This is a genomic window from Halorubrum rarum, from assembly GCF_048380895.1.
GTDB lineage: Archaea > Halobacteriota > Halobacteria > Halobacteriales > Haloferacaceae > Halorubrum.
The window spans coordinates 1-1,771 of sequence record NZ_JBLWMN010000036.1 but is presented as its reverse complement, the minus strand read 5'-3'; the positions used below and the strand labels follow the sequence as shown (position 1 = coordinate 1,771).

Genomic DNA, 1,771 nt, shown 5'->3' with positions numbered 1-1,771 from the left:
AGGGGCGGTCGCCGGAACCGCTCGGCGACCGCCCCTGACTCCCTCGCACGCGCTCCTCGCGCCCGGTGGGCGCTCGGAGGCGCGCGCCACCGCATTAGATCTTTATAAGGAACCGTCGCCGTCGCTCACGGTCGTTTAAATACCGCATCACGACCGACGAACTGCAATACTCACTCCCGCTATCGCTCGCCGCTGTGTCTTGCCGTGATCGGCGAGGGAGCTCGGAGTCGGGTCCCGTCTCCAGGAATGATTCTGGTTCCCGGTCGACTCGCCGATTAGTTTGCCTCGTATGTAACGGTGACGTGGGCTGTAACGGTCACCGGACCGGGATCGAACGTCGTCCCGCCTCCGAGAGCATCCTCGGCAAACACCGGACCGATACCGCCATCGCCAGTCTGCACCGACGTTACGGTTTGTACTTCGACGCCGGTTGCGCTGGCGATAACGTCTGCGTCAGCACGCGCGTTGTCGAGTGCGGCTTCGAGGGCATCGCCGCGAAGTTCGCGAGCCGTTTCCTCGGAGAGGGTGAACTGGACACCGTCGACGCGAGTCGCACCACCGGCGACGGCCGCGTCGATCACGGAGCCGGCACCGTCAACGGGGACGCGCAGTTCGAATCCGTGGACCGCGCGGTAAGTGATGGTTCCGTCGTCGTCTCGCTCCGTCTGAATGAAAAAGTACGTCGTCCGGATCTGGTCATCCGAGATGTTGGCCTCCGCAAGCGCATCACGCATCTCGGACGCGTTATCGGCGACCGCAGCGCGAGCAGCGTCGGCGGAGCCGGCGGATTCCTCGACAGCGACGTCGATGACGGCACGGTCGGGCGCGGCGCTCGTCGTCCCCGTGGCGCTAATGGTGATCGTAACGTTCGACTCGGTTTCAGTGGTCTCCTGTGCACCCGCATCGACTGTCGACAGCGTGACCGCACCGGCGAACGCCATACCAACAAACAGGATGACGAGAGCGATGCCCAGTCCGTTTCGAACGGTCATGAAGTTCCGATGGGCTTAGGACGCCATTGTAGTGATCTGCGTACCAGCGGTATGAGAGATCGTTCTCGCACTCTCACCGAGAGGAAGGCGAGAGGAAGGCGAGATCCATACGCCGCTTTAGCGCAGTTCGAGGAGAAGGTCCCGCTTAACGGGCGCTGAGGACGTCAACGAGCCGGGGGACACGTCCGGATCGGGTTCGACGAACAGTTCGCAAGGAATTTCAAGAAACCTCAAGAAATCTGAAGAGATTTCAATGGATTATATACTCTATCGTGGGAGTAAATACTTCGTTTCGCGGTGACTGATTATTATCATATCCGATAGGGTGACCGGGAGATATATAGCCTTGGTCCGGTAATGGATCCCTAACCAGCAGCATTCTGCACGGGTGCACGGGGTCAGATCCGCCCACGGGAGCCGTGGGAGGAAGCGGACGACGAACGCACCCGTTTCGGACTGCTGGCAGAGACAAATAATGAAACTGATACAGAAATTCGACGGAGATGGCGAACGTGCCGTCAGTCCCGTCATCGGAGTGATCCTCATGGTCGCGATCACCGTGATACTGGCTGCGGTGATCGGGACGTTCGTGCTCGGACTCGGTGACCAGCTCGGCGATACCGCACCGCAGGCGTCGTTCTCGACGAGCAACGTGACAGACGTTGACATCCTCCCCGCCCTGAAGGGCGAGGATTCCCGAGCGTTGGGATATTACGGTTCGCAACCCACCTGTTCCCTCGGATGGAACGACCCAGAGGTTTGGTTGAACAGGTAGGCTA

Annotated in this window: 1 protein-coding gene and 1 pseudogene; one reads left to right on the top strand and one right to left on the bottom strand. The window is 60.4% G+C overall.

Annotated features, from left to right (window positions below):
* Positions 1-275 precede the first annotated feature (275 nt).
* The gene (locus ACNSN7_RS15515; RefSeq protein WP_418283202.1) at positions 276-992 is read right to left on the bottom strand and encodes an SIMPL domain-containing protein; all 717 of its coding nucleotides are present in this window, start codon (positions 990-992) and stop codon (positions 276-278) included.
* Between the two features lie 475 nt (positions 993-1,467).
* Between ACNSN7_RS15515 and ACNSN7_RS15510 the strand changes: the two are divergent.
* Positions 1,468-1,635 (top strand): annotated as a pseudogene (locus ACNSN7_RS15510) (type IV pilin domain-containing protein); the annotation flags it as partial.
* Between the last annotated feature and the right edge of the window lie 136 nt (positions 1,636-1,771).